The organism is Parvibaculum sp. (genome assembly GCF_049672805.1).
Lineage (GTDB): Bacteria > Pseudomonadota > Alphaproteobacteria > Parvibaculales > Parvibaculaceae > Parvibaculum.
In genome coordinates, this window is the sequence record NZ_JBATWS010000028.1 from 1 (window position 1) to 2,468 (window position 2,468).

Genomic DNA, 2,468 nt, shown 5'->3' on the forward strand with positions numbered 1-2,468 from the left:
CCTCTCGTCATTCCTGCCCGGCTGTCCTATGCTTTATTTAAGGGCGGCCAAACCCGCGCGACGATCGGGCAGCAAGCGAGAACACCAGTGACGGACCACTCCCGCACAAGGTTTCCACAATTCTACATAACCTCGCCGCAACCCTGCCCCTATCTGGCAGGCCGCTACGAGAAGAAGGTCTTCACGCATCTTCTTGGCAATGAACCTGCCGCGCTGAACAACATGCTCTCGCAGGCAGGTTTCCGTCGCAGCCAGAACATCGCCTATCGCCCTGCTTGTGAGGGCTGTCAGGCCTGCATCTCGGTTCGCGTGGTGGTTGATGATTTCCACCCGGGCCGTACCTTCCGCCGCGTTCTCGCGCGCAATGCCGATCTCCGCACCGAGATCGTGCCGCCCAGCGCCTCTGCCGAACAATATGATCTGCTCCGCCGCTATCTCGACACGCGTCACGCAGATGGCGGCATGGCCGACATGTCGCAGATGGACTATGTGTCGATGATCGAGGACACGACCATCGAGACGCGGCTTGTAGAATACAGGCTGCCCTCCGAAAGCGGAACGCCGGGCAAGCTCATTGCCACCGCGCTCACCGACATACTCTCGGACGGGCTGTCGATGGTTTACAGCTTCTATGATCCGCTCGACACGGGCCGCAGCCTCGGCACATGGATGGTGCTCGACCACATAGAGCGCGCGCGCCGGATGGGCCTTCCTTATGTCTATCTCGGCTACTGGGTCGATGGTTCGCGGAAAATGTCCTACAAGGCGCGTTTCCAGCCGCTAGAGGCTCTTTCCGGCGATGAGTGGAAGAAGCTCTCACCGCCCGTCTCCCTTTAAATGACGCCGGAGGGCTCCCCTATCATTGCGCGGCGCGCGCACCTGCATATACTCTGCGCGAAAATTGTACCCCTTCAATAAGGGGAGGCAGCCATTACCGGCTGCCGGGGGATGAAGACCGGGAGCAATCTATGAAACGCCGTTCGTTTCTCGCAGGCGTTGGCCTGACGGGCCTTGCCGCCGCCACTCTGCCTGCACCGGCCATTGCGCAGCGCAAACGGCCTCCTCTCAAAATGGTGACGACCTGGCCGAAGAACTATCCGGGCCTTGGCGTCTCGGCGGAGCGCCTTGCCACCCGCATCCGTGAGATGACGGACGGCGAACTCGACATCAAGGTCTTCGCGGCAAACGAACTCGTTCCCGCCCTTGAGAGCTTTGACGCCGTCTCCTCCGGTGCTGCCGACATCTATCATGGTGCGGAGTATTACTGGCAGGGCAAATCCAAGGCATACAATTTCTTCACTGCCGTGCCCTTCGGCATGACGGCTGCCGAGATCAACGCATGGATCTATCACGGCGGCGGACAGGAACTGTGGGACGAGCTTGCAGCCGGCTTCAAGATCAAGCCCTTCATGTGCGCCAATACGGGCGTGCAGCTTCCCGGCTGGTATCGCAACGAGATCAAATCGCTCGATGACCTGAAAGGCCTTTCGATCCGCATGCCCGGCCTTGGCGGCGAAGTCATGCGCCGTCTGGGCGCGGCCTCCGTCACGCTTGCCGGACCTGATATCTTCCCTGCCCTGCAGAATGGCACTATCGATGCTGCCGAATGGGTAGGCCCGTGGAACGACATGGCCTTCGGCTTTTTCCGCCTCGCCAAATACTTCTATTGGCCGGGCTTCCATGAGCCGGGTTCAAGCCTTGCGGCGGGCTTCAACCTCAATGTGTGGGAATCATTCACCAAGCAGCAACAGGCCGTCGTCCGCGCCGCCTGCGCCGCCGAGAATGATTACACGCTTGCCGAATACAACGCGCATAACGGCGCGGCGCTGAAAACACTCGTCGAGAAGCATGGCGTCCAACTCCGCCGCTTCCCCGACGAAGTCGTCGCCGCTCTCAAGAAAACGTCGCGCGAAGTGCTGGAAGACGCAGCGAAGGAAGACCCCTTCACCGCCAAGGTCTATCAGAGCTTCCTCAACTTCCTCGAAACGACGAGCGAGTGGACGCGCATCGGCGACGAGGGCTTCGTGGAAGCGCGCCGTTCCTGAAGCGGCATAAGGGATCGAACACCATGAACGCACTCACCCGCCTTGCCGGATGGATCGACGCGCTCAATGAGCATGTCGGTCGCGTGGTATCCCTCCTCGCGCTTCTCATGGTGCTGGTGCAGTTCATCGTTGTGCTGCAACGCTATGTCTTTGGCATCGGCTCGATCTGGATGCAGGAATCCATCGTCTATATGCACGGCTTCCTGTTCATGCTCGTTGCAGGCTACACGCTGCTGCATAACGGCCATGTCCGGGTTGATGTGTTCTATCGCACCATGTCGCTCCGCGCGAAAGCATGGGTTGATCTGCTCGGCACGATCTTTCTGATATGGCCGCTCTGCTACCTGATCTTCATCGTCTCGCTGCCCTATGTTGAAGCCTCATGGGCTGTGCGCGAAGGCAGCCGCGAGACGAGCGGCATTC

At 60.0% G+C, this 2,468-nt stretch carries 3 protein-coding genes; all 3 read left to right on the forward strand.

Features of this window, described 5'->3' with window-relative positions:
* The first annotated feature begins 87 nt into the window (after positions 1-87).
* A complete protein-coding gene (locus WBF74_RS00950) occupies positions 88-837 on the forward strand; it encodes an arginyltransferase (protein ID WP_424433929.1) in 750 nt (249 codons plus the stop codon).
* Between the two features lie 131 nt (positions 838-968).
* Positions 969-2,045 carry a TRAP transporter substrate-binding protein gene (locus WBF74_RS00955; RefSeq protein WP_424433925.1) on the forward strand — a complete coding sequence of 359 codons (1,077 nt, stop codon included), beginning with the start codon at positions 969-971 and terminating at the stop codon, positions 2,043-2,045.
* Positions 2,046-2,068: 23 nt separating this feature from the next.
* A partial coding sequence (locus WBF74_RS00960) for a TRAP transporter small permease subunit (protein ID WP_424433927.1) occupies positions 2,069-2,468 on the forward strand: 400 nt, incomplete at its 3' end.

Excerpts from the sequence above, each read along its gene's own strand:
- WBF74_RS00955 (WP_424433925.1), top strand. The coding sequence starts at position 969 with ATGAAACGCCGTTCGTTTCTCGCAGGCGTTGGCCTGACGGGCCTTGCC.